Annotated in this window: 18 protein-coding genes; 11 read left to right on the forward strand and 7 right to left on the reverse strand. The window is 56.1% G+C overall.

All coding sequences use genetic code 11. The features are described 5' to 3' along the window. Positions 1–25 precede the first annotated feature (25 nt). From ACSQ83_RS15850 to ACSQ83_RS15880, 7 genes are all read left to right on the forward strand, one after another. On the forward strand, positions 26–2,044 hold the full coding sequence (locus tag ACSQ83_RS15850) for an AMP-binding protein (RefSeq protein WP_436228807.1): 2,019 nt from the start codon (positions 26–28) through the stop codon (positions 2,042–2,044). Between the two features lie 202 nt (positions 2,045–2,246). Then, positions 2,247–2,474, forward strand: coding sequence for a hypothetical protein (locus ACSQ83_RS15855; protein WP_436228808.1), 228 nt, complete (start codon positions 2,247–2,249; stop codon positions 2,472–2,474). Between the two features lie 164 nt (positions 2,475–2,638). Next, the gene (locus ACSQ83_RS15860; RefSeq protein WP_436186619.1) at positions 2,639–2,887 is read left to right on the forward strand and encodes a hypothetical protein; all 249 of its coding nucleotides are present in this window, start codon (positions 2,639–2,641) and stop codon (positions 2,885–2,887) included. 410 nt (positions 2,888–3,297) lie between these two features. Further along, on the forward strand, positions 3,298–4,761 hold the full coding sequence (locus tag ACSQ83_RS15865) for an MBL fold metallo-hydrolase RNA specificity domain-containing protein (protein ID WP_436228809.1): 1,464 nt from the start codon (positions 3,298–3,300) through the stop codon (positions 4,759–4,761). A gap of 143 nt (positions 4,762–4,904) precedes the next feature. After that, the gene (locus tag ACSQ83_RS15870; RefSeq protein WP_436186621.1) at positions 4,905–5,120 is read left to right on the forward strand and encodes a hypothetical protein; all 216 of its coding nucleotides are present in this window, start codon (positions 4,905–4,907) and stop codon (positions 5,118–5,120) included. A 191-nt stretch (positions 5,121–5,311) separates the two neighbouring features. After that, positions 5,312–5,833 (forward strand): hypothetical protein, encoded by a 522-nt coding sequence (locus ACSQ83_RS15875; RefSeq protein ID WP_436228810.1) that lies wholly within the window; start codon positions 5,312–5,314, stop codon positions 5,831–5,833. Between the two features lie 341 nt (positions 5,834–6,174). Next, positions 6,175–7,011, forward strand: coding sequence for a universal stress protein (locus ACSQ83_RS15880; RefSeq protein WP_436186623.1), 837 nt, complete (start codon positions 6,175–6,177; stop codon positions 7,009–7,011). Between the two features lie 181 nt (positions 7,012–7,192). Here the strand turns inward: ACSQ83_RS15880 and ACSQ83_RS15885 are convergent, their stop codons facing one another. From ACSQ83_RS15885 to ACSQ83_RS15905, 5 genes are all read right to left on the reverse strand, one after another. Further along, complete coding sequence (locus ACSQ83_RS15885; RefSeq protein WP_436228811.1) at positions 7,193–7,741, reverse strand: hypothetical protein; 549 nt, start codon at positions 7,739–7,741, stop codon at positions 7,193–7,195. A gap of 1,116 nt (positions 7,742–8,857) precedes the next feature. Then, positions 8,858–9,862, reverse strand: coding sequence for a phytoene desaturase family protein (locus tag ACSQ83_RS15890; protein ID WP_436228812.1), 1,005 nt, complete (start codon positions 9,860–9,862; stop codon positions 8,858–8,860). Further along, complete coding sequence (locus tag ACSQ83_RS15895; RefSeq protein WP_436228813.1) at positions 9,859–10,380, reverse strand: FAD-dependent oxidoreductase; 522 nt, start codon at positions 10,378–10,380, stop codon at positions 9,859–9,861. Before ACSQ83_RS15895 ends, ACSQ83_RS15890 begins: the two co-directional genes overlap by 4 nt. A 402-nt stretch (positions 10,381–10,782) precedes the next feature. After that, a complete protein-coding gene (locus ACSQ83_RS15900) occupies positions 10,783–11,004 on the reverse strand; it encodes a hypothetical protein (RefSeq protein ID WP_436228814.1) in 222 nt (73 codons plus the stop codon). Between the two features lie 125 nt (positions 11,005–11,129). Further along, a complete protein-coding gene (locus tag ACSQ83_RS15905) occupies positions 11,130–11,999 on the reverse strand; it encodes an ADP-polyphosphate phosphotransferase (protein ID WP_436228815.1) in 870 nt (289 codons plus the stop codon). A gap of 1,459 nt (positions 12,000–13,458) precedes the next feature. Between ACSQ83_RS15905 and ACSQ83_RS15910 the strand changes: the two genes are divergently transcribed. After that, a complete protein-coding gene (locus ACSQ83_RS15910) occupies positions 13,459–14,160 on the forward strand; it encodes an IS6 family transposase (protein ID WP_436228816.1) in 702 nt (233 codons plus the stop codon). A gap of 475 nt (positions 14,161–14,635) precedes the next feature. Here ACSQ83_RS15910 and ACSQ83_RS15915 read toward each other — a convergent pair whose 3' ends face one another. Continuing rightward, positions 14,636–16,972 (reverse strand): ATP-binding protein, encoded by a 2,337-nt coding sequence (locus ACSQ83_RS15915; RefSeq protein WP_436228817.1) that lies wholly within the window; start codon positions 16,970–16,972, stop codon positions 14,636–14,638. 1,126 nt (positions 16,973–18,098) lie between these two features. Here ACSQ83_RS15915 and ACSQ83_RS15920 point away from each other — a divergent pair. From ACSQ83_RS15920 to ACSQ83_RS15930, 3 genes are all read left to right on the forward strand, one after another. After that, complete coding sequence (locus tag ACSQ83_RS15920; protein ID WP_436228818.1) at positions 18,099–19,244, forward strand: sensor histidine kinase; 1,146 nt, start codon at positions 18,099–18,101, stop codon at positions 19,242–19,244. 268 nt (positions 19,245–19,512) lie between these two features. After that, positions 19,513–20,901 (forward strand): sigma 54-interacting transcriptional regulator, encoded by a 1,389-nt coding sequence (locus tag ACSQ83_RS15925; RefSeq protein WP_436228819.1) that lies wholly within the window; start codon positions 19,513–19,515, stop codon positions 20,899–20,901. A gap of 814 nt (positions 20,902–21,715) precedes the next feature. Continuing rightward, positions 21,716–22,849, forward strand: a complete 1,134-nt coding sequence (locus ACSQ83_RS15930; RefSeq protein WP_436228820.1) for a sensor histidine kinase — start codon at positions 21,716–21,718, stop codon at positions 22,847–22,849. A gap of 357 nt (positions 22,850–23,206) precedes the next feature. Here the strand turns inward: ACSQ83_RS15930 and ACSQ83_RS15935 are convergent, their stop codons facing one another. Further along, the gene (locus tag ACSQ83_RS15935; RefSeq protein WP_436228821.1) at positions 23,207–24,643 is read right to left on the reverse strand and encodes an ISNCY family transposase; all 1,437 of its coding nucleotides are present in this window, start codon (positions 24,641–24,643) and stop codon (positions 23,207–23,209) included. Positions 24,644–24,674: the final 31 nt, after the last annotated feature.

Here is a 24,674-nt window from a genome sequence, read left to right on the forward strand (position 1 = left end):
CACTGATCTGACGGAAGAGCCCGTCATGCCAGATCCACAAAACATCGCGTTGCTGCAATACACCTCGGGTAGCACGGGCAATCCGAAAGGCGTCATGCTCACGCACGCCAATCTCCTCGCGAACATTCGCGCGATGGGGCAGAAGATGCAGGTCGATGCGAACGACGTGCTGGTCAGTTGGCTGCCGCTCTATCACGACATGGGTCTGATCGGCGCCTGGTTTGCGCCAATGTATTTCGGCATAACGCTCGTAGTGATGTCGCCGCTCACATTCCTCGCGCGCCCGGAGCGTTGGCTGCGCGCAATCGACCGATATCGCGGCACAATCACTGCCGCACCCAATTTCGCCTACGAGCGCTGCGCCCGCCACCTCGACGAGGCGGACCTTGATGGCCTCGATCTTTCTTCGTTGCGCTTCTCCTTTTGCGGCGCGGAACCGGTCAGTCCGGATACCATGCGAGCGTTCGCCGCGCGCTTCAAATCCTACGGGTTCGACGAGCACGCGCTGACATCGGTGTATGGCCTCGCCGAAAATACGCTGGGGTTGACGTTCCCGCCACCCGGGCGCGGCCTGCGTATCGACCAAATCCAGCGCGAACCGCTTGGGGCGACACAGACGGCGCTTCCTGCGATGAGTGGGGATCACTTCATCGAGCTCGTCGGTTGCGGACAGCCGCTCGCGGGCACCGAATCGAGGATCGTCGATGCGTATGGCCTCGAACTGCCAGAGCGGCGTGTCGGACGCGTCGAATTTCGGGGTACATCGGCCACTTCCGGCTACTATCGCAATCCCGAGCAGACTGCGCGTCTGATACACGATGGATGGCTCGATACCGGCGACCTGGGTTACTTCGCTGACGGCGAATTGTTTATCACAGGACGCACCAAAGACATGATCATTCGCGGGGGCCGGCATTTCTTTCCCCAAGAGCTCGAGGATGCAATCGGCCGCATGCCGGGTATTCGCTCGAACTGTGTTGCGGTGTGCGGAAGCACTGATCCATTGAGCGGCACCGAGCGCGTCGTAATCCTCGCTGAGACCGCCGAGACCGATTCCACCGTGCGTACGCAACTTGTAGCGCACATTAATGCTGTCACGATCGCGCTACTCAGCGCACCAGCCGAACAGGTGAGCCTTGTCCCACCGCTCAGCATCCTGAAGACCCCGAGCGGCAAGATTCGTCACGCAGCGACACTCGAACTGCTCCAACGCAGCGGACAAAGACTGGCCGCGCGCCCGCAATGGCGGCAACTAGCGGATCTCGCACGCGACAGCATAGCGCCCGTGTTGAAACGTTGCGGCCGCCAGGTCGCGCATGTTGCCTATGGCACCTACTGCTGGGCCGCTCTTGCCGCAATCGCTCCCGTCGTATGGTGCATGGTCGTCCTGCATCCGGACACGCGCCGCAACTGGCAACTGAGCGCGAGTGCGTGCCGCCTTTTTCTGCGGATTATCGGACTGCACGTTGAAAACAACTTTGATTCACGAACCATCGGGCCGGAACGCGTGATCATGGCCGCCAACCATACGAGCTATCTCGACGGTCTCGTATTGCTCGCGACGCTGCCTCGACCTGTCAGCTTCGTGGCGAAACGAGAGTTGAACGACCAGCGTTTCGTCGGGCGATTCCTGCGTGCGATCGGAACGTGCTTCGTCGAGCGGCGTGATTATCGAGGCAGCCTCGAAGACGAGGCCCGTCTCATCGATCGGGCAAGCGCCGACGACACCCTGCTGTTCTTTCCGGAAGGTACGTTCGGTCGCGCCGCAGGGTTGCGCACCTTTCATCTGGGCGCGTTCCGCGCTGCATGCGTGACGAAGCGACCCGTCATACCGGTCGCGCTGGCAGGCGTGCGCGCAATACTGCCCGATGGGAATTGGTTGCCACGCCGTGGCCGCATCGCGTTGACACTGCTTGCGCCAGTCCTACCCGATGGTAATGACTTCCCTGCCGTGACCCGGCTACGCGACGAGGTGTACCACGCGATCTCTCTGCACTGCGCAGAACCCCGACTGACATGCAACTTCACGGACCCTAATACGTAACGACAGGGGATGCGGTTCACGTCCGTGCATTGTGTAGGAAAACACTGACACGACTGCCCGATGGCTTACACCAAGTTCAGCGCCGCCTGATTTGATTCCCGATGCCGGTGAACAATACTTAAGTCCATGGATACGCACGTCCAACGACTGTTACCGTCACGGGACATCGCACCCGTCAACGGACGATACAAGGAGATCGATCATGTTGAACCACCCCGCTTTTGCACAATCCGTCCCTACGCCTGCGGGGAAACACGACCCCGACTCAGCGCGCGGCGAGTTCGATGACATCCTCACGCTTGCACGTGAGGCCGGCATGCTGATCACGCTTGACGGACAGATTGGCCGAGAGAAGTACCAGAGCATCGCCGGGTCCATCGCATCGTTCAGGCGTTTCGCCGAAGCCCTTCGCACGACCCGGCTCTGCTGAGTTAGAAATTGCCAGACCAAGTCTGCGCGATCCTCTCGGCACACCCGCCTGACCCCGATTCGAACTATGCGGGACGACTCTTCTCAGTGTCACCAAAGCCGAGTAGTGGACGAACACGGTAAGGGCAGTTCAAATCAACGGAAACGATGTTGAAGGAGCCACAAATGAACATCGGAGAACAGTCTCTGCGTTTGCTGGTCGAAAAATGGTTTGCGCCAACTGCGGAGACGCCGGTTCGCATAACCCGATTCGGTCGCACACATGCCAATCAGGAGCGCTGTATACGCGTCGAGACACTTCGCACGGAAGGTGCCGTTGCAATTTTTTTCTTCCGGCACGATGACGGTATCTGGTGCGTTTTCCCGCCTAAAGTCCGGTGCCAAACGATGCGTGCTTATGAAAGTGCATTGTGATCGGGCTGTCAGCAGCACAATCAACGGCGAACATGTCTACCGGTTTATCGGAGATCACCCTGATCGACGGCATTAAAGACGCATATCCCTCGAAAATGCTCGGAACATGGAAATGCGAGCGTGCGCCTGATACAAGGACGCGTGCCTGGATTTGCAGCGCATCCTGTTCGTACAGCGTAATCATGAGACACCGACAGGATCATCGTCAGGACGGCCAGTGTCCGTCGAAGCTGAAGACACAAGCATCCGTCACAAGCTATGAGCAACTCTGCAAACGGCCCTTGTCTAGTAGCCGTACTATCTGTGATACAGACGACAACATGGAGATTGAGCGAAACCCCAATTCACGATACTAGCAGCTCCAATCTCCACCTGACATATCGCACTCCACCCGTGTAGAAGGCCTTCTTATGAAACTGACATTCCTCGGTGCAACAGAGACCGTCACCGGATCGAAGTACCTTCTCGAGGGTGCGGGTCTTAGGCTGCTGATAGACTGCGGCCTGTTCCAAGGCACGAAGAACCTGCGCCTGCGTAACTGGAGTGCGTTTCCCGTCCCAACCGATACGCTTGACGGCGTCATTCTGACGCACGCGCATCTTGATCACAGCGGCTACTTGCCCGTACTTGCGCGCATGGGATATCGCGGACCGATCTACTGCACCAGTGGTACCCGCGATCTGTGCGGCGTGATGCTGCGCGACAGCGCGAAGCTGCAGGAAGAGGAAGCGGATTTTGCCAATCGGCACGGCTTTTCGAAGCATCATCCTGCACTACCGCTCTACACGCTCAAAGATGCAGAAGAAGCACTGCAGCTGCTTGTGCCACGCGACTTCGACGCGCCAATGAAACTGAACGACCGCACGTCTTTCCGCTTGCTGCCGGCTGGCCATATTCTGGGCGCCGCAAGCGTTGTGCTCTGCATGGAGGGCAAGGTGATCGCCTTCTCGGGCGATCTCGGCCGTCCGGATGACCCCATCATGCGTGCGCCGTTGCCGCTCCGTCACGCCGATTACCTGGTAGTCGAATCGACCTATGGGGACCGTCTGCACAGCACGACCGATCCGGCTGCCGAACTCGCGGACATCTTCGCGCGCACGTTCAGGCGTGGCGGCGTGGTCGTGATTCCCTGCTTTGCAGTCGGTCGCGCGCAGTCCATCCTCTACTACATCGCGCAGTTGAAAGCGACTGGTCGGATGGCCGACGTACCCGTCTATCTCGACAGCCCAATGGCAACCAGCGTCACTGAGCTCTACGAGCATCACTTGGATGAACACCGGCTGACAACGACGCAAGCCAATGCGATTAGTCATGCGGCCGAGATTGTGCGTACCGTCGATGAATCGAAAGCGGTAGCCAGCCGGCACGGCCCGATGGTAATCATCGCCGGCAGCGGGATGGCAACAGGCGGGCGCGTGCTGCATCATTTGAAGGCGTTCGCACCTGACAGCCGCAATACGATCGCGCTCGTCGGCTACCAAGCCGCGGGCACCCGCGGCGCCGCACTCGCGGCCCACGCCCCGAGCATTAAAATTCACGGCGAATATGTACCGGTTCACGCTTCAGTCGAATCGATTTCTTCGCTGTCGGCGCACGCCGACTATCAGGAGACCCTGGCGTGGTTGGGGGCTATGTCAGCGATGCCCGAGCGCACCTTCATCACCCACGGAGAGCCTGCCGCCGCCGATGCGTTGCGTCGCCGGATCGAAGAAACGCTCCACTGGCGATGCGATGTACCAACGTATCTCGAGTCTGTCGAGCTGCCGGCATCCGCGAGTGGCGACAGCGTCCATCCATGCTCGATGGTGCAGACCGCAGACAGTACTAGCGAAGCAGGTGCCGATCAAACGGCCGGCCCCGCTTCCGCGGCCTAATCGAGGTGTATCCGCAGAATGGAGGGATTTTTTCGAGAAAACCTCGTGGATGATTGACGGGCGCTTTCGTCGCGCGCTCACGTAAGACGGCCACCGCTGCTGCATCGAAGCGCTCGAATCTCAGTTTGCTGAGGGCTCTCGTCATGGGCTCGATGATCGGCCACGAGGTGTTTCACCGCCGCAGAAACATAGACTTGGGCACCAACACGGATGCCGTGCTGCTCGCCCTTTTGATTACCCGTGCGGGCATGCTGCTGATACCCACTTCATACGAAATAACCACCTCAAAAAACAAGTCCACCTTCAAGATGGTCGAACAGTCGCCACCGGATCGAGGGCGTCATCCAGCTCGCATTTAGCTGCGAAACCAGCCTGCTTGGGTAGTATGGCGTTACGCTAGATCTTGACGCAGATCATGATCTAGCTCCCTGGGATACGGAAAATAAAACCTATCGCGGGCCGCGGTAACCACGCAGGCCCTCACGAGGGCAAAGTCGCTCCGAGCTCTTCGGACATGCGTTGCCTGCCGTAGTTATCAGTGGAGGTAATAATGGAACTCAAGTTGCATTCTCACCACTTTGAGCGCCGATCTCCAAATTGGCGTGCAGCTGCAGTTTCAGGCATCGTGGCCGGCTCGGTTCTCCTCCTCTTGGCGTCGATACTCGTTGTCGCGATGGGTGGAAACGTTTGGGGACCGCCTCGCATGGTTGCCGCCATTGCTTTGGGGAAAAGTGTCTTCGTGCGGCCAACATCATTCGATGTAGTGATGGTGGTCGTAGCGCTCGCGATTCATTTCATCCTGGCGGTAGCGTTCGCAGTCGTTCTTTCGGTGCTCATGGTGGCGTTTAACTTGGATTCCAGTCTAGGAATAGCGTCGCTAACCGGAGCCTTGTTCGGGACGGCTATTTATGTCGTCAACTTTTACGGTATGACGGCTGCTTTTGCCTGGTTCCTAGACGCTCGCACATGGACTAACTGCGGACTACACATCGTCTTCGGCCTAATAGTCGCGATCTCGTACACGCGTATCGAGATCATTCGAAAGACGCGAGAAGGTCGGTCGGTGCGCTAAATCTTTGCCATAGTCTTGGAAACCATATTCAGTGCGGTCGAGACGGAATCGGCCTTTTCGAATGATCAGCCACGAAGCTGCACAGGTTCGTGCAAGGGCAGTTGGAAAGACTTTTTAACAGCCAATCATCAAGCGACGGAACACTATAGCGCCTGAGGTATTTTCAGTAAGTGGATAGTTCTAAATTATTCATATACCTTGACCCTATGTCTCGACATGGTTCCTATGTGGAACTGTACGGTGCTCCTTGTAACGCAATTCACTCGGTTGGCCTGGGTCACGCAGGACCGACGTAGGTCCTGCAAACACCAAATTTATTGCCCACGACAGGAGCTCGCGAAATGAGTTACAAGACCATCGTTGTGCAACTGGACACGAGTGAGCACACACTTCGACGGCTCGACTGCGCCCTGCATTTGGCGAAGCGCTTCGGCGCACATCTATCGGCCGTTTTCACAGACTACGCATCGGATCCCAGATTTTATTATGAACGTGCGGCTGCAGAGCGCTATTGCACTTCGCTAGAGCAAACCTGCATCGATCGTCGCAAGAGAGTCGAGAAACTGTTCCGGGCCAGGCTTGCTAAGACAAAGGTCGCAGGCGATTGGGTCGCCAATGAAATGTATGCGCCCATTTCATTGGCACGCTATGCGCACTGTGCAGACCTAACTATCACCGGTCAGCACGACCCGGACGACCCCGAAACCTATCTTGCCGATCGATACCCGGAGCGATTAGTTCTGTCTGCTGGCGGACCAGTGTTGGTTGTTCCATGCACCGGTCCGGTGAACCCTCTCGGATCCAAAGTCGTTGTGGCGTGGGATGGTAGCCGGGAAGCAACTAGAGCCGTTCATGACGCGTTACCGTTGATGCAACTTGCCACGCACACTGTCATGGTTACTATCAATGAGAAAGGTGAGGATCGAGATAATCGCGCTTGCGTTTCGGACCTTCTTGTCGCGCTCGCAAGGCAAGGCGCACGAGTCGAGTATAGAGAAATTCAGGGGGTTGACGGTGCTGGGCCTGGGGAAACCCTATTGTCGTTTGCATCCGGATTCGGCGCGAACATCATCGTGATGGGCGCATACGGCCACTCGCGGTGGCAGGAATTGATATTGGGCGGCATGAGCCGCACAGTATTTGCGTCGATGCGAATTCCGGTGCTTATGTCGAATTAGATCGGGCGGCGGCGGATCGGCGGACTCGCCAATGTTGGAGCAGCACTGCTGCGCTGAAACACACGGCTGACGTGCACTTCACTATTCAAGCTCGGCGGCTTTCGATACCTCAAGGCTTAGATCGCTTTCTCGAACAAAGCGCTTCACACAGCCGCCTTCCGGCAAAATACTACGATCGTCGCTAAAGTGACAATGCAGATCTCTGTATCAGCCCGACCTGAAGGAGATACTCTGAAAACCGTCGGTAGTTTTCAGCCAGCCCTGCGACAATGTCTTCAAGGTCATCAAACGAGTAGGAGAGTTTGTCTTCGTTGCTTTCGATATAGTGCTCGCCCGACACGTCGGAATCATCGCGCACGGGTTTGATGCTCGGAGGAAGCCTGAAGATCCATTTCGGCTGGATCAAGTGGGGAGATTCGCTCAATATCCAGGTCGAATGGGCTATGTCGTTGCGTAGACGTGTCCGCGTATGCGGCATCGTCAAATATTGACCGACACGATCCGGTTGATCTATGGGGATGGATCGATGGCGCAGCAGGTCGAGCACGACCGAGTGTTTTTTACTGAAGTCCAAGTCGCGCGTCATCAGCATGATGGCAGCGACATCCGACCCTGTGACATTCGCTATGATGGCCTGCATCAGAAATTCGTAGCGCGCGAACCAATGGATGATCGTGCCAAACAGCAGAAAGTGCCGATCAGTAAGGCAATTCAACAGTTTTTCGGCCATCTGGATGCTCCTGTGAAATCCCATTCTTGGGACGGGCAGCGCCCGACCCTCCATATAGTCGCGTGATCATCGATATGCTCTTTGGGGTTCACGTTTGGAATATTTTCCGCAGCACGCGCGCTATCCGTAGTGCTCGCGACATCGATAGGATCGATAGGCTATTTTTGGAATTGCGGTGCTCACGCAAACAGAGCGGGTCGACGTGAAATTGTCTCTATAGGCACGCAACCTGTGATCAGCTTAGGAACTTCATGCGAAGGCCACCTTGGCCTGTATCAAACTCAGGTGCGTCTGCCCTTAGCCGCCACGCTTGTAGCAACGCATCCATTTCCCGCACCTGTCGCTCATCGACTAATAAGCTGCAAGAGCCGAGAAATAACGCTAACTACAGGTTAGCGTTCTTGAGGAATGGCGGAAAGCCTCATGTTTGAGATCATGTCGAATAAGTTTATGGTATGAAAACTGGGCTGCAGGACGTTTTCCTTGAATTGGTCACGAATGCGTTCAAGGTCACGTGCCCTTTCTTCCTCCAAGAGAAGTTGCAGGTGCTCGTCGGCATTTTTTCGTCTGTCGAAAGGCGAGCACGTTCACGCGCTATATTGTCGACGCTGTACGAAAACGTATGCCACCACCAGCATTCGCGCTCGTCGCCCACCCGGTGACACCCTCCCGCGTCGCGCTGGAATGTCATTGCGGTCACGGGTGCATCGTTTATCTCGACTAATGCGGCCGTCGCCGCACGACCTGTCTTTGCCGCCGCGACCGCGAATGCCCTGCAATCCTCATGGTGTCTCTGCTCATTGGTTTGCAGTGCATATTCTTGAAGAATCGCAAGGCGAAATAGCGCCCTCCCAAATAGGCTTACGCGGCAATAGGAGAATTTCGCTGCAAGGCCTCGAGCGGGCCGACAGGATACGCATCAACCTCCACTATCATTTTTGAGATGCCACGTCCGTTGCGAGGCGACTCTCTATAGTCACTTATCAAGCATAAAAATGAACCCGTGTCGGTGATATATTTGCTTATCTGCTCTTCGTCGATGTTTTTTTAACCACGTCACGAACACCCGCGACGAGCTCCTTGATCAGGAGAAGAAGATTCTGTTGCTCTCGCCTCCTATTCATTGCTCGCGACTACCCCTCCTGCGGAGCTCTCGAGCCGAAACGCTACGTGATCCTGGCGGCAGATGGCGTGCATCGCCGCGCGCGCGGTCATCAGGCCGCTGGGGAGCCCTCCGCCAGGCTGCACCCATTGTCCCACCATCGCAAAGTGTTCCAGTCCGAACAATGTCTGCGGTAAGGAACCGAAGCCCGTACCCGGCGTCATTAGCCAGCCCTCCATGCTCCCTTGCCAGTTGCCGGTGAGACGCATGATCGTGGCCGGTGTCGAAACATCAATGACCTCGACGGCTGAGCTAAAACCAGGCCGCCGGTGCTCCAGAATGGTAACGACGGCGTCGGCGATGCGCTGCTTTTCCGTCAGGTAGCGCGGTGGATCATCACGTTGCAGATCCGCCCACCAGGTGAAATTGCGCGTCTGCAGAAAACACGTGACGGCGGTCTTGCCCAGCGGTGCGAAGGTCGGATCAAAATTAAAGATGCGCACCGGCAGTTCTTCAAGGCGCGTCTGAGGATCGACCTCAATTGGTGCGTCGAGCGCGAGCACCAGGTAGCTGGGTTCCTGAGACAGGTCGCGCGCCATACCCAGCGAGACCTGAAGATAGGACGGAAAAGTCTCGTAGTTAGCGAATGCATTATCAAATGCCGCGTCGCTATATCTTCCGCCAAGCATATCGTAGAGCGTGGCGTGGCCGTCTGCGGCGGAGATAACCCAGTCGGCGGAAATGATCTCGCCGCTTTCCAGTTCGACCCCGGTAGCGACATCGTTCTCGATGCAGATTCGGACAACCTTGGCATCGAAACGGATATGTCCCCCGAGCGCGGCGAACCTTTCGACGATGAGGCGGATCAGGGCCTGCGAACCGCCGATGGCATAGCCGGCGTTTCGCCCACTCATCCAAGCCAATGACATGACCAGGGCGAGAGCGGACAGCCCTCCCGTTGCGCCACCGGTGAAGAATCGACGCAGCAGGGGATGCTGGAAACGCTGCCCATAGGTCACAGAGGTGTATGGGACAAGCGCCACAGCAGGGGCAGATCCGGGAGCATCTTAAGCCACGTCAGGATTGTCGTGGGCCAGGCTTCGTCCTGCAATGGCATCGGCATGTCGACAAGCCGGCGAATTGCGGCAGTGAGGTGGTGGATTTCGACTTCGTCCTCCGGCGCAACGCTGAGAAGTTCAACCTCTAGGCGGTCGACGTTCGTATAGATATGCAGGACTCCACCATGCTCATCCTCGATCCGGACGAACTCGGCATGATCAATGATCCTGAGCGCGCCGAGGTCACATACTTCCTGCCATTGCGCGTGCAGTGCTCCATTCGGATTGGAGCCGACCAGCCAGTGCAAGCAGGTCTCGAAGGTATAGTCACCTCGCCGCCAGCTGGTTACCAGGCCGCCCGCGCTATGATGTTGTTCGAGAACCGCGGCTTGGTAACCACATTGCCGCGCATAGACTGCCATGCACAGCCCCGCGATACCGCCGCCGATGATGACAATTTTACGGGCTTCCTGCGCCATAGGGTCCTCCAGTTCGCAGTTGTATGCCTTTGCCGCTCACGGCCTGCGCGTATCATTGAGCTCGCTATATCTGGCTTGATCGGTAGAGAATCGTGTCGGCCTTGGTGATATGCATGCGGGAATTCTTAAATTGGCGGCGGTCACTGCGCAGCGCGCTCCCCGCAGAACAGCGATACGGATTGGCCCTGTTAATTTCCCCGGAACTTGCTACTGGGGAATGGATCCATGTTTGACGCTGTTTTGTCGTAAAGCGGGACACGGGGTGCAATCTGATTCTGCCCGGCCGAAGAACATTGCTTCAGCAGCCATTCATCTATGAGAATCCCACCCCGATACTTCGCTATCCATATCGCTCCTGCGGTGTTCAACCGTCACTCCATCCGCACGGTCGCGGGCAGACGCTCAATCCTCGTGCAATTCTCGCCAGATTGCCTTACCTTCTTGCTGACCCGCAACATAAGCATCGGCCTGCGCGCTTCCGACCTGGTAGGGCAGCGTGATTGGGACGCCCTCGATGCGGCTTTCCAAGATCGAGCGTACGCCGGCGATGTACTCGGCAGAGTGAGAATCGCGACCGAGGGGGAAGGCTTCTGCCATCAGTTCGTCTACGGTGGGCTTGTTCATGTTTTCTCCGACGGGGGTGACGATCAGGCATTCGGTGCACGTTGCGATGATCGGCGCTCTCGCCGATGCCGGCTAGCTCCGTGACGCCGAGCCCCGTCGGAAAATCTGCGTGTCGACCCTGATGGTTACTTAGCGAGTTGCTTGCGTATAGCTTGCAATTCCCTTCGGCGCGTTGCGGTTGTTCCAGGGTAGGTCATCTTGAGCTCTTTGAGTGCATCGACGAGTATCTGGGATACGATCAGCCGCGCGTTTTCCTTGTCATCAGCGGGAACGACATACCAAGGCGCATCCCTTGTGCTCGTCGCATTGAGGCATTCCTCATAGGCCTTCATGTATTGTTTCCAGAATTTCCTTTCCTCGACGTCCGCGAGACTCAATTTCCAGTTCTTTTCCGGTTCGTCGATACGTTGAAGGAAGCGCTTTCGCTGCTCCTCCTTTGAGAGATGAAGGAAGAACTTGATAATGCTGGTTCCGTTGGCTCGGAGGTGTCGCTCCAGATCAACTATGGAACGATATCTGTCATGCCAGATTGCGTTGCCGTCGAGCCGCACGCCCGGAACGCCTTCGCTGTTGAGAATCTCCGGGTGAACTCGGGTGATCAGCACCTCCTCGTAGTAGGACCTGTTGAAAATGCCGATCCGGCCGCGCTCAGGCAAATCACGGGTGGTACGCCAGAGAAAGTCATGCTGCAACTCTTCGGTGCTCGGATGTTTGAAGCTAAATACCTGACAGCCTTGCGGGTTCACGCCAGACATCACATGCTTGATGGCGCCATCTTTTCCTGCCGCATCCATTGCCTGGAAGATCAGCAGAATGGCATGTCGGTTGGATGCATAGAGAAGCTGTTGCAGCGAACTAAGCTGCGCGACGTGCTTTCCGAGCAACTCTTGATAGTGTTCCTTTGACGAATATGCGGGCCCCATCCTCGTCGGCCGCGTCCGGAAATCGAGCTTGCATCCTTCTGACACAAGAAAGTCACTCGAAAGGATTTTCATTTACTCCCCTATTTCCGGCGCTCACCACGGGGAGCGTGTCTATCCTTCTTATAGATCAAACGTCGAGCCCAAACGTCGGTTCGACCATCCACGCTACCTCTGACGGATTTCCGCACCGAGAAGCAGCGCCAGCGGTTTCGATCTTCCCATGATTCATCGGTCGTCATGCGGCGCGTGAGGATACGCCGTCGCGGTCTAATCTTTCGAGCAGTCGGTTGATCCGCCTGTCGATCTCAGATGTTAGTGGGTCAATCGACTTAAGCGAGGCGATTCTGCGCCGCCAATACGGCAGGCCGAGCGCACAGCCTACAACGAGGTGAGGAACCACTTTCTTTTAGCTCATCAACCGTAGCTGGACGCCGCCGCAAATTCCTTGTCGTAGCAGCATGCGCTACGAGCCCGATCCGCTAGCGGACTTCTCTCAAGATGATTCAAGTCATTCTCCAGCGTGCGCCGTTTCGTCGCTTTCTCGCTTTGGGACAGTCCCTGAAGGGGGTATCGCTCACGCTGTGCCGCTCAACCGCACTGCTTCAATCGCCGTCAACGTGGCGTCGCCGCGTATCGTGACGCATAGTCTTGCCGTAACGCTTTCAGCCCGATCAAATTCCACGTATCGGTGGCTGAGTAGCTTTTCGATCTCCTCAATGCATAGCAGGGGAGGCTCCGGAGACCGTTTAATGAGCATCAGAGCGGAGAGCTCATGCGCACTCAAAAACCTTTCCATAAGAAATGTCTCTCACACAAAGTGGGCGAGCACCGGGCATTTATCGGCAATCGGAATTCCCAGCTTGATCCGACTGTTTTTTTCCTTGCTCTCACGAAAGCTCAGGTCAGATCGTCGTTTGGTGTGAACCCTTGGATGCGTCAAGCATCCGGCTAGTGGAGTCGTGGATCGACGCGTACAGAGTTTTCAGCGGACTCCCGACACCCTCCAATCCCGGCACCGCACATCCGACGCTGCCGGCTGCTTGCCTCGCTCCTTCCTGGTTCTCTTTGACCTCAGGCACACCAGGCTGCCCCGTGGCATGACCTGCTTGCGTAACAATGTCTTGCAAGTGTTGGCCATACAAGAGGTTTTGCTTTACGAAACACCGCTGCAGTCTCCAAATTTCCTCAAGGTCGAACTTTCCACCTCGCAGAGCTGCGGCATCGAGTTCCCACCGATCGACAACTTCTCGCCAGGTTCTCGCGTTCAACTCCGCAATCTTCACGCGCGTGTCGATAGCGTGCTGTATGCCAGGCATAGCCTGGAATCCGGATTGAAGGTGAGGAAAGATGGTATGTCGTTGGTGCTCATAGCATTCCTAATAACTTCGTATTTCGACAACTCCGGATATCAGTTGCCGCAACGTCTATCTGGTTTGAGTTAACACTAGCCGAGTCAAAGCTGTATGAACGGTTCTGTTGCAATAGTGGCGGCTGGTATGCTGCGGGACCTTACAGAATGATGTGAACGACAATGAAAGCGCTGAGTCCGGCGGTAGCAAAAGTGCTGAAGCGATTGCACTATCCGCTCGAGATAATGTTGGTGTGCGTGCGTTGGTACGTGGCATACCCGCTGAGCTTGCGGAATCTTGAAGAGATGATGGCCGAACGCGGGATCGCGGTCGATCATTCGACCGTGCACCGGTGGGCCATTAAGCTTCTGCCTGTGCTTGAAAAGGCGTTCCGCCGCTGCAAGCGCCCGGTCGGCAAGAGCTGGCGTGTCGATGAGACCTACGTCAAAGTCAAGGGGCAATGGAAATATCTGTACCGCGCCGTCGACAAGGGCGGCAACACGGTTGACTTCTTGCTGCGAGCCAGGCGGGACAAGGAGGCGGCCCGACGGTATTTCGAGAAGGCCATCGATCAGAATGGCGCACCCCACACCGTAACTATCGACAAAAGCGGTGCCAATCTGGCCGGGTTGCACGCCGTGAACGCCGAGCGTGAGACGCCCATCAAGATCCGCCAGGTCAAGTATCTTAACAATATCGTGGAACAAGACCATCGTGCGATCAAGCGCCGTACCCGACCCATGCTGGGATTCAAGACATTTCGCTGCGCCCGGATCCTACTGGGTGGAATCGAGGTCATGCACATGATCACGAAAGGCCAGATGACCGATGGCGCTGTACCGAAGCGCTCAGTTGCCGAACAGTTCTATTTTCTAGCAACGTAAGTCGTCCTATTTATATCGCCTCGTTCCGTCCGGATTTCCTTATCGCGACAGAACCAATTCAATTCCATCGGCTCTCGTTCCATCGAGTCGATCCTCTTACTGCCGAACAGTGAACGCCGTTATCGCCTGAAACTTGGTTGCGAGGCGAAACCAGAAGGATCCGACTACGAGCCAGTTGACTTCCCTTGACGGCCTTAGCAAATCCACCAGTGTCACCGCCGATCACGATTGCGCGTTCATCGCTCGCCACACCGTTCCGGCTAAGCAACTGATCGAGTCGGGGTGCAGAGGAGCTCACTTCCCCACGCACATATGCGTACAGTTTTGGAGGACATCTTTTGTTTGCGCGTTATGAGTAGTCATACAGTCAAGTAAGTCCTCTCAGATGCGCCAAGTCTGCCGGCAGGATGCGCCGGCTGTCTCCGCAGGCGAGCCAAGCATCCATGCGCGTCTTCCGGGGTTTCCCGTGTTCGCGCTAGTCAGTCATCGTCGGCAATCGATCTTCGGACGCCGTTAGCAATATGCGTCGGACTCGATCAAAGTCGACCGGCTTCACCAAGTGGTGGTCAATACCGGCTTGTATCGCGAGTTGCCTGTCCGACTCATGGCCGTATCCCGTGATAGCTACAATCACCGTGTTGTTCAGACTCGGCTGCTGCCTTATGCGGGACGCTACCTCGTAGCCATTGAGCCCCGGCAGCCCGATATCAAGAAGTACCACGTCGGGACGAAAATCGAAAGCGGTCTGCAGCGCGCTGCTTCCGTCGTGTTCAGTTTTCACGGTATGGCCCAGCATCTCCACGAGCATCGTCATACTTTCGGCTGTGTCCACATTGTCGTCGACGACCAAAACCCGCAACGAACCCAATACGTGCGACCTGGGTGGATCAGGTACTGTCGGCGAAAGCACTGCTGCATGAGTGGAAGCTGGAAGTCGTACCACAAACTCTGTTCCTCGGTCGAGAACGCTGTGAACATTTATCGTCCCTCCGTGCAACTCCACTATGCGCTTGACCAAGGCCAATCCGATGCCCAGCCCTCCCCGGGAGCGGTCGAGCGATCGCTCTGCCTGTGTGAACAACTCAAATATGTGCGGAAGTAATTCCTGGGCAATTCCTACCCCTGTGTCGCTGACTCGCAACACGCACGTGTTTTCCTCCAACTCTGCCGATATTCCGATGCGACCGCCCTCATCTGTATATTTCGCAGCATTGGCGAGAAGATTTACAACTGCCTGTTCTAGCCGGGAAGAGTCGCCGTGCAGCCAAATTGGAAAGTTGCCGAGCGATATACTCAGTTCATGCTTGCGCTGATTAAGCAACGGTCGCGTCGTTTCCAGAGCGTGTTCGATAATTTCCTGAATAGTGACGAGCTCGGATCGCAGCTGTACTCTCCCGGAAGTAATACGCGAAACTTCGACCAGATCGTCGACCAATCGAGTCATCTGGACTAGTTGCCGCTCGATGATAACGCACGCGCGGTTCATCGTTGCATCTTGACTGTCCTGCAGCCGTAACAGTCGAACGGCGTTCGTGATTGGGGCTAGCGGGTTACGAAGCTCATGACTGAGCATCGCAAGAAACTCGTCTTTCCGCCGGTGAAGTTCAGTAAGCGCCGTCGTTTGTTCCTTAAGCGCCTGTTCCATACGAACACGCTCGCTAATGTCGCGGATGTTGCACTGGGCGATTGCCTGGCCAGCGACCAAATATACGTTGCTGATAAACTCGACGTCCGCGCGCTCCCCTGTTTTGGTTTCCAACGGTAGACAATCGTAGCGGACATAGCCGAAATGCTGTAACTCTGAGTAAGCAGCCTGGCACTTCGATTTATCGTCAAAGAAGCCGATTTCCCATAGCTCTCTTCCCATCAGCTCACCGTGCGAATACCCGAGCAAATTTGCAATAAATCGATTAGCATCGACGATTACTAGCGTCTCTGCATCAAGGATGAGGATGCCATCCTTTGCGCTCTCGAATAAGCGTCGATACCGTAATTCAGAACTTCGCAGTGCGCGTTCAGCATAGTGGCTCTCGGTTACATCCTCGATCGTCAATAGAATCAGGTTCGATGGCGTATCTAACGGTAACGGCTCCAGCCAAGTCGCCCTCAGAAACATCACGCGTTTTCCCAAGAACGCAAAGTGTTCTTCGACATAGCAGCTGCCGCCGGTTGCTTGACCGCTAATCATCGCGTTCAACATTCTGTCCACGTCGCGTTTCGCCCACTGTCCCGTACCGAGGGCACCAAGTTTCAGACCTTCTGTTTCCGCCGATGAGGCTCTGAAGGTCTGATAAAACGCGTGATTCGCTGTTTTGACCGTTAGCGCTTTATCGATGATGAGAAATGGATCAAGTATCGACCCGATAATGCCTTGAGCAAAGCTCAACTCAGACCTGATTTGCTCTTCCCGCATACTATGTTCGGTGGCGTCCCGGAATATGATGAGGACAGCCGATAATTCTCTATCTGTTCCGATCCTCACTGCACTTCCTTCAACGGACCTTCCCGTACGGTCTTTTGCCGTGAGGAATGTATCAGAAAATTCTAATGCGACGCTATCTCCGGGTCCACCGGGATCCGCAAAGAAGGAGCTAAACGTTAGCTCGGAAATGTCGAATACGGTGTCGAGTCGCTGCCCGAAAGCTTCGGCTTGACTCCATCCAGTCAACAACTCGGCGTGGGCATTCAAGTGAGCGATGGTGCCACGAAGGTCCGTTGTGATCACAGCCTTCAAAGAAGTCGAGAGCTGTTTCGCATTTGGCGAATACTCTTCACGCGCGAAACCATCTTGCGGACCGTCGAGCTCGATCATGCTTGCTCCGATTGACTTCAAACCAGTACCCAGCTCAGGAATCGCGCTAGAGAAAATTAATTCCGACGACCGCCGTGGCCGATGAGCAATATATGCCCATATGCCCGCGCAACACGACCGTACCGAGTAAAGTAAACACCCGTTTTATCTTGTCGTCTTTGTTCGTCGTTTTCCCGACCTTGTGCAGACCTTCACCGGTGTTGCCGTACGCGCTTCTGACGTTTGTCCGCTGTGATAAAACTTCGATGCTTACTTTTTTTATTAGAGTATCTCGCTCATTAGCTTGAATGTACAGCTTTCGTTTTCTTTAGACTGAAGTCCTGTGCTCGATAAGAAAGTCGGTCCAATCATCGGACATATCCGGCGAAATGCGGCTACCGCGCATGGACACTTCCTGGTTGGATTCAAGGCTCCTTCATATCAAAGTTCAACGTAAAGATTTCAGTATAGAGTGCTGTTGTGGTGCACTGCAGTGAGGATATTCGCAAAAGCGACCAATCAGACTTGAAAATTCGATTTTGCCGGCAGTTATCACTATGGGCTTTCGATAGGTACATTTCAGCGAGACGAACCCAAAAAGGCGATTTTAAAGAGCGGAGACCTGTCCTGGGCATCGGTTGGCCGAGGCAACATTGCGTGCTGCATCGCAGTAGACATTTTAAAGGTGGGAAGCATGCAGTATTGAAGCCGCTAAGCTAGCACGGGCACTCCTTCTATCAAAATCTGCCGAGCGCAAAGGTCGTTTCGCTCACGCTTTTTGCATCGGTATCGGCGGACCGAATGGTGCTATGACTGCCTGCAATCTCTCAACGGTGAAACTGTATTTCACGTCTGGACTTGCGCGGTTTCTCAAGTGTTAAATAGTTATCCGCGGCGGTACTTTCGCGGGTAACCTACGATGCTTCGGGCCGGCTACCTCGGTCGTATAAGTTTAACTATGCGAGGAGAGAGAACCGATCTATTCGATATAGTTTTCGGTCTCGATGAGAATTGGGCAGGTGAGCCCGCTCTAGTTCCGACCAACGTTAATTACCCGAACGCGAAGGGTCTTTAGGGCCGGGATGGACCCGTCTGACGAATCATTCCGCACATAGTGCCGCTTCACTCCGCTCGAGGGGCTCAGCTGATGCACCAATTCCTATTGAATAATCGCAAGGCACTGCTTGAGCGTTGCAGAGAAAAATCCTCGAGGCGACTACGACTCGGTGCCGCGATTGCCAACGAACAGTTACAAAGCGGCGTTCCAATATTTCTGGATCAATTGATTGCGACACTTAAAATCGAACAGATAAGTGACCCTTTGCCCTGCTGCGAAAATTCCGGATCGTCGGCAAGCGAACCGCCGTCAACCGACTTGGAGGGAACCGCTGTAATCCACGGACGGGGCCTATCGCTTCTCGGCTTTCCGGTTGATCAGGTGGTACACGATTATTGCGACTTGTGTCAGGCAATAACGGAGCTTGCATATGAGCGCAATGCGCAATTTGGGATCAATGACTTCAGAACGCTTATCCGCTGCCTCGATGGTGCGATAGCCAGTGCTGTTGTGGCGTACACAACTCAGCATGATTCAATCTCGGCGCATCAGGCCGCGCTCGAAGTGACCGAAAAGATCGAAGACCTGGCGCAGGATCTTCGAAGCCGCCTCGGGACCGCAATGCTTGCGTTTGCAACCGCGAAGGGCAGTAATCTCAGTCTTAAGGGCGCAACCGGCTCGGTACTGGAGCACGGCTTATTTGAGCTTCGCGATTTGATCGATCGCGCTCTAGCCGATACACGCTCGACTGCCGAAGGCTTTCCGATCGGGGAAGTGTTTCCCGTTTCCGAGCTCATCGAAGAGATCAAATTCGCAGCCGAGTTGGCTGCGCAGGTACGAGGATGCTCGCTTCTTGTTACGGCCGTCAGTCCAACGCTCAATGCAAAGGGCGATCGAGACATGCTGTATGCAGCGCTCGGAAGTTTGGTGCAAAACGCCTTCAAATTCACCCGCGCGCACACTGCAGTCTGTTTGAATGTACATACAGAGGCGGGCCGCATCTTGATTGACGTCATTGATCACTGTGGCGGTCTTTCAAAAGGCGATACTGAAGCAATATTTTTACCCTTTGTGCAGCGCGCCAGCGACAGGGCAGGCCTTGGCCTGGGCCTTGCCACTGCGCGGAGAAACGTTGAGTTGAATGGCGGAAGCCTCACCGCTCGCGACATGCCCGGAAAAGGTTGCGCCTTTACGATTAGCCTCCCCCTATACGACGGCCCGTGTCCGAGTACTTGAAGCGTTCTCTCCCGCTAACACTTATCAGTGGCGCGGTACGGACCTTTGAGGAACTGGGAATCGGAACGCCTGGTCGCGGGCTGCGCACACCTCGTAGGGCATACGCGTGGAATGCGGATCGAGCCAATCAGTATTTGTAGCAGTTCCCATTTTTACAAGGCCCGACTGGGTCCTGTAAGCACCTTTTTGCTAAGTTTGCAAAGAAGTTGTCCGTTTCTACCTGGTCCTGGCGCCAGACCACTTCGTACAAAAACCATGAGAGACGACAATGAACGAGGATGGTAGAACACTCTATTACGTGGGCGAGGAAATGGCGGCATCTCTGCGAACGATCCTGGGGGATCGAGCATGGCGGGTTGAAACTATTGGACCGGCCAACGACTTCGGGTGTGCGCGTCAATTCAACAGTGCGTCGGCGGGGCTGTTCGACTTCTCAACGTTTCCGCGTCCGCTGGATCTTCCAGTGCTTCGCGGGTTGCTATCGCATTCACGAGTCGGATGGGTGGCGATATGCCATCCGACTCAAATTGAAGACGCAGACGTGCTACAGCTGATTCGCGACTATTTCTTCACCTACGTCACATTGCCTAGATCGAACAATCGAATCATCGACGCCATCGGTCATGCCTACGGTATGGCCTCTTTGCACGAACGTGCCTGGAACGATCAGCCCAACGCGCACTCCGAGGATCACATGATCGGAGCGTGCGACGGGATGCTTGGACTGTTCAATTCGATCCGCAAGATTGCGATGACCGATGCGCCTGTGTTTATCTCTGGGGAGTCCGGAACTGGCAAAGAACTAACGGCGGTAGCAATTCATGCACGGTCGATGCGGCGCGACCGGCCGTTCACCGCAGTCAACTGTGGCGCTATTCCCCCTCACCTTCTTCAATCGGAATTATTTGGTTACGAACGCGGTGCATTCACAGGTGCTAACCAGCGCAAGATCGGCCGAGTAGAGGCGGCAAACGGTGGAACCCTTTTTCTCGATGAGATCGGAGACCTCCCTCTCGAGAGCCAGGCCAGCCTGTTGCGGTTCCTGCAAGAGCGCACGGTTGAACGGCTCGGAGGCCACGCTGCCACTCCCGTGGATGTGCGCATCATCTCCGCGACGCATGTGAAGATGCAAACGGCTATGAACGACGGTCGTTTTCGGGCCGATCTGTTTCACCGCTTGTGTGTCCTGCAGATCGAGGAACCGCCGCTGCGCATGAGCGGTAAAGATATCGAGTTGCTTGCAAACCACATGCTCGAGCGTTTCAGGAAGGACGCCTGTCAGCGAGTGCGAGGATTTGCGCCTGATGCAATCACCGCAATCAACACCTACGCCTGGCCGGGCAACGTGCGCGAGCTGATCAACCGTGTGCGGCGGGCGATCGTGATGTCCAACGGACGCCAGATTCGCGCGGCGGATCTCGAGCTCGGGGAGCATGCGGAGGGCCCGCCGATATCATTGGCTCGTGCGCGCGAGGCAGGAGAACGGCAAGCTATTGAGCTAGCGTTGCTGCGCCATCGGGGCCGTCTTGGCGATGCAGCGAAGGAACTCGGAATCTCTCGCGTCACGTTGTATCGGCTGCTTACGACACACGCACTACGAGTCGCAACGGCTCCTGCCGATTTTGATATGGGAGACGTGCCGAGGGTGAATAAGTAAAACTTTTGTCCGGAGTCTTTGACGCCGTTCGCGTCCAAAAACAGTGCCCCGACAACGAACGACGGCAACGCGCTCTGAAACACATGTGTCTGCGCGAGCCTATAGCGTTGCCACCGACGCGCCGATAAAGTCATAGGGGCAGCCCGCTTGCTTTCTCTACGCGGTGCTGCCAGATCTGTGGGGTGAGCAGGAAAGTCCTCCCCTTCCCAGCCGTTGTTTCGGCATCTGATGTTCCAAATTTCGATCGTCACGATCTCTTGCTCCACGCGCGTACGAACAGTGATCTTACCTCGCCCCTTTCCGATCGCGTGCGCCGCATTGACGAGCAGGTTCATGATCGCTTGCTGAATCTCGGACGGTAGGATTCAACCTCCGGTCTCTGATCGTAGTCCTTCGGTCACGTCCGCTCTATATTTGATCTCGCTGTTGATGATGGGAAAGGTCGCATCGACGCCCTCATGCAGATCTGCAGATTGCATTCCGAATTCTCGCCGGGGGAAACCGCCGACCCTCGCAGGGTGCCGCAACGCCGGCCTTCGGCCAGTCGCTATCGGTTAGCCACTGACGGGACGCAACGGCAGCAGCTGAAAATGGCGCGCTTGGACCTTCAACGCTTGGCTTTATCGGCTCAACGCCCGGACAATCTCGCCTGCAGCGCGCGTGTTCGTAGCAAGGTACTAAATGCCTTACCCGACCCAGAGGTGTACATTGGGTCAATGGTCATCTTGGCGAAGTCCAGCGTCGCGAGCAAAAACCTTCTGGCTGGAGTTGCTGACGGCATTTAAAACAGCCGATAAAACGAGGTATTTTCATCATGATGCACGATTTCCTTTCAAACAATCGCGACGCTCTCATCGACCGATGTCGGGCAAAAGTCGCACGGCGGCCCGCTCGAGCGGCAACAGTCCAGCAATTGCAGAACGGCGTACCGCTTTTTCTGGATCAGCTGATCCAGACACTTCGCGTCGAACAAACCGCCAAGCCTATGGACAGCCGTAAGATTTCGGGACCGGCCAATGGCGAATTGTCATTCTCCGAGATTGGGACGTCAGCCGCCCTGCACGGACGAAAGCTGTTGGAGCTCGGATTTTCCGTCGACCAGGTGGTCCACGACTATGGAGATCTGTGTCAGGCGATTACAGACCTCGCCCACGAGCGTGATGCGCCGTTTGAGATAGACGAGTTTCGAACGCTCAACCGCTGCCTGGATAATGCGATTGCCGATGCGGTGACAGAATTCAGTTACCAGCGCGAATCAGCTTCGACAGACAAACACGTTGAGGAGATGAATGAACGCCTGGGATTTTTGGCCCACGAACTGCGCAATTTCCTCCAGACTGCAACGCTCGCATTCACCGCAGCCAAAGCCGGAAATCTTAACCTTTCGGGCGCGACGGGATCAGTGCTTGAGCGCAGCCTGACCGGGCTGTGGGACCTGATAGATCATTCTTTGGCTGAGGTTCGGCTGACAACCGAAGGGCCGCCGCCGCAAATGTTCTCACTTGCTGATTTCATTGGCGAGATCAAACAGGCGGCGGACCTTGCGGCCCGCGCTCACGGGTGTCTGTTTACGGTATCTCACGTCGATGCGGAGCTTGCCGTTTGCGCGAACCGAGATCTGCTGTTTTCGGCGCTGGGCAATTTACTGCAGAACGCTTTTAAGTTTACCCACCTTCACACCGAAGTCACTCTTGACGCATATGCCTCCGCCGGCCGGATTCTGATCGATGTAAAGGACCACTGCGGTGGGTTGTCGGCAGCGGATGTGGAAAGCATGTTCGAGCCATTCAGGCAAAACGGCGTTGACAGAACCGGGTTGGGATTGGGACTTTCAATTGCCCGCCGCAGCGTAGAAGCAAGTGACGGGGTCCTCAGCGTACGCGACATCCCGGACACGGGGTGTGTCTTCACCATCAGTCTGCCGCGACATGCAATTGTGCTGCAATGACGCATGCGAAAGTCTGAGATCACATTCCATGTTTACGCGCGAACTCGATGCATGTGCCCGCTTCGTCGGGCAGTCAACCGCGCCACCCACGCTGAAATAGGGTCAGCCGATAGACATGCATAGAATGCACTGCAAGCGCGTGGCACCATACCTTTGGGTGACGATAACTTAACATTTCTTAAGTACGTCCAGATATTTCGTACCACGAACGATGTCGAGGCCAGATTCAAATGTCCGCCTCTGGGCCAAGTTGAAATGTCCGCTTTTGCCGTTGGCTTTGACCGTTTGTCTTCCATGGTTTCAGATGCAGTGCAGTGTTGAAGGGCAGCCTTGAACCGGCACTGGGTGTCAGTCTATTCAACTGACTCCAGCAAATCGCTGGCGAGGTTTGCGCTGCGGTTTCTTTGCCTGCAGATCTTGCTGTGCTACCTGCATGATTGCCTGATCGAGGTCAGCTTGGGTGAACGCGCGCTGTTTCTTCGTGCCCGGTGAGGGTTTGGGTTTGCGTACAGGTGCACCGCGGTTCGTGCGTGATGGTGAGCCGGAGATCCGACGGTTGTCGCGCTGCGCCTGCAGGGCTTGCGCGACCTGCAGCACATGACCGAGGCGCTTGTGCTCGATCACGGCACCTTGATCAATCTCCGCGAGCTTGTCGTAGGGCACATAGCTTAGCGCTACGCCAGCGGCCCGGATCTCGATGCGTCCATCGGGATACTCCCACACGTCGATATAACGACCAATCAGCTTACGGTTGGCTACGGTATCTTCCAGCAGGTAGATCACGCGATCGTTGAGCAGGGTCAGCGAGCGCGACACCTTGCGCATCACCCGCCACGTCAGGATCGCGTCGAGATCCTCGTCATCGCGCAGCGGCCGATGTGCATCGAAGTTGCTGCGCGGTGGCTTCGCGAAGCGCGCGTTATAGCTGGCCATGAATGCAGGCGCGTACGCATTTGCAGCGGCGACCGTGCTAATGCCACGCAGCCGCAACTCCTTGACGAGCCGGTCCTGCAGCGTCAGGTGTGCACGCTCGACGCGGCCTTTGGCCGGACTGCTGTTGGCGCAGAACGTGTCGATGTTGAGCTCGTACATCGCGCGGCCAAACTGCGTGACGCCGTTGCCTGTGGTTGCCGCACGCGTGCCGCGGAACACGCTCGCGCGGTCGCTGTACAGAGCGACCGGTTTGCCGAAGTGCTTCAAATACGCGCGCGTCACCTCGAAGTAGCTGAAGGTCGATTCGGTGGCCGTGAAGTGCAGCGCCGTCAGCCGACTGGTGGCGTCATCGACGTACACCAGCAGCGTACAGGCCAGCGCCCGGTCCTCAAACCAGCGATGGTCACTGCCGTCAATCTGCACCAACTCACCGAAACACGCACGTCGCGCGCGTGGCTGGTGAATCTTCGGCGGGCGCTGTTTGCGTGGAATCCATAGGTCGGCTTCGGTCATCAGGTGCCGCACGGTTTCCTTCGCTAACCGGATGCCGTGGCATTCACCAAGTTTCTCGCAGGCCAAGGTCGGACCAAAATCAGCGTAGCGCTCGCGGATAATGGCCACAGCACGATCCGCTATCGTTGCATCAAGCCGGTTGTTGCTCGACTTCTCCCGATGTCCCGATACAAGACCAGCCGGTCCATGCTCGCGCAACCGTACCACCAGCCGCCGAATCTGCCTGGTGGTGAGCCCAAGTCGCTCAGCGGCACGCCACGGCTTTACCAGCCCGTCAGCTACGCCCTGAATTACCTTAAACCGGTCCAATTCGCGCATGCTCATGGTGATCTTGTCCGTCGCAGCCATCGCAGTCTCCGGCGCCGGGGCATCGGCGACC

The organism is Caballeronia sp. LjRoot29 (assembly GCF_964252755.1).
Taxonomy (GTDB): Bacteria; Pseudomonadota; Gammaproteobacteria; order Burkholderiales; family Burkholderiaceae; genus Caballeronia.

Excerpts from the sequence above, each read along its gene's own strand:
- ACSQ83_RS15930 (WP_436228820.1), top strand. The coding sequence starts at position 21,716 with ATGATGCACGATTTCCTTTCAAACAATCGCGACGCTCTCATCGACCGA.
- ACSQ83_RS15900 (WP_436228814.1), bottom strand. The coding sequence starts at position 11,004 with ATGAACAAGCCCACCGTAGACGAACTGATGGCAGAAGCCTTCCCCCTC.
- ACSQ83_RS15905 (WP_436228815.1), bottom strand. The coding sequence starts at position 11,999 with ATGAAAATCCTTTCGAGTGACTTTCTTGTGTCAGAAGGATGCAAGCTC.
- ACSQ83_RS15910 (WP_436228816.1), top strand. The coding sequence starts at position 13,459 with ATGAAAGCGCTGAGTCCGGCGGTAGCAAAAGTGCTGAAGCGATTGCAC.
- ACSQ83_RS15865 (WP_436228809.1), top strand. The coding sequence starts at position 3,298 with ATGAAACTGACATTCCTCGGTGCAACAGAGACCGTCACCGGATCGAAG.
- ACSQ83_RS15870 (WP_436186621.1), top strand. The coding sequence starts at position 4,905 with ATGGGCTCGATGATCGGCCACGAGGTGTTTCACCGCCGCAGAAACATA.
- ACSQ83_RS15880 (WP_436186623.1), top strand. The coding sequence starts at position 6,175 with ATGAGTTACAAGACCATCGTTGTGCAACTGGACACGAGTGAGCACACA.
- ACSQ83_RS15935 (WP_436228821.1), bottom strand. The coding sequence starts at position 24,643 with ATGGCTGCGACGGACAAGATCACCATGAGCATGCGCGAATTGGACCGG.
- ACSQ83_RS15920 (WP_436228818.1), top strand. The coding sequence starts at position 18,099 with ATGCACCAATTCCTATTGAATAATCGCAAGGCACTGCTTGAGCGTTGC.
- ACSQ83_RS15895 (WP_436228813.1), bottom strand. The coding sequence starts at position 10,380 with ATGGCGCAGGAAGCCCGTAAAATTGTCATCATCGGCGGCGGTATCGCG.
- ACSQ83_RS15850 (WP_436228807.1), top strand. The coding sequence starts at position 26 with ATGCCAGATCCACAAAACATCGCGTTGCTGCAATACACCTCGGGTAGC.
- ACSQ83_RS15915 (WP_436228817.1), bottom strand. The coding sequence starts at position 16,972 with ATGATCGAGCTCGACGGTCCGCAAGATGGTTTCGCGCGTGAAGAGTAT.
- ACSQ83_RS15925 (WP_436228819.1), top strand. The coding sequence starts at position 19,513 with ATGAACGAGGATGGTAGAACACTCTATTACGTGGGCGAGGAAATGGCG.
- ACSQ83_RS15875 (WP_436228810.1), top strand. The coding sequence starts at position 5,312 with ATGGAACTCAAGTTGCATTCTCACCACTTTGAGCGCCGATCTCCAAAT.
- ACSQ83_RS15860 (WP_436186619.1), top strand. The coding sequence starts at position 2,639 with ATGAACATCGGAGAACAGTCTCTGCGTTTGCTGGTCGAAAAATGGTTT.
- ACSQ83_RS15855 (WP_436228808.1), top strand. The coding sequence starts at position 2,247 with ATGTTGAACCACCCCGCTTTTGCACAATCCGTCCCTACGCCTGCGGGG.
- ACSQ83_RS15885 (WP_436228811.1), bottom strand. The coding sequence starts at position 7,741 with ATGGCCGAAAAACTGTTGAATTGCCTTACTGATCGGCACTTTCTGCTG.